This is a genomic window from Vibrio sp. S12_S33, from assembly GCF_963889785.1.
Taxonomy (GTDB): domain Bacteria; phylum Pseudomonadota; class Gammaproteobacteria; order Enterobacterales; family Vibrionaceae; genus Vibrio; species Vibrio aestuarianus.
Map to the genome: position 1 here is coordinate 1 of NZ_CAWPQZ010000423.1, position 245 is coordinate 245.

Genomic DNA, 245 nt, shown 5'->3' on the forward strand with positions numbered 1-245 from the left:
AGCAGCTAACTAGGCGTTTAAGACGGATTCCCAACGCTTGGGAGTTTCGGCTCTAGGTTGAGTTTTGTGTTTAGGGCGCAATGGTTTAGGATTGTGGTCGCGTTGCTCACCACTTAACGCGGCGTTATGTGTTTGATGGGTTTTTAAGGTCAACGCTACGATTTCATTGAGAATTCGTCCCGTGTTTTCGGCAAGTTGGCTTGGTCGAAATGGATGTTTGAACAACCTGAGATTGATCGTTTTCA

The 245-nt window shown here is 46.1% G+C and carries 1 protein-coding gene; it reads right to left on the minus strand.

Annotated elements, in window-relative coordinates:
- Positions 1–9 precede the first annotated feature (9 nt).
- A partial coding sequence (locus AACW06_RS20625; protein ID WP_238336795.1) for a hypothetical protein occupies positions 10–245 on the minus strand: 236 nt, incomplete at its 5' end.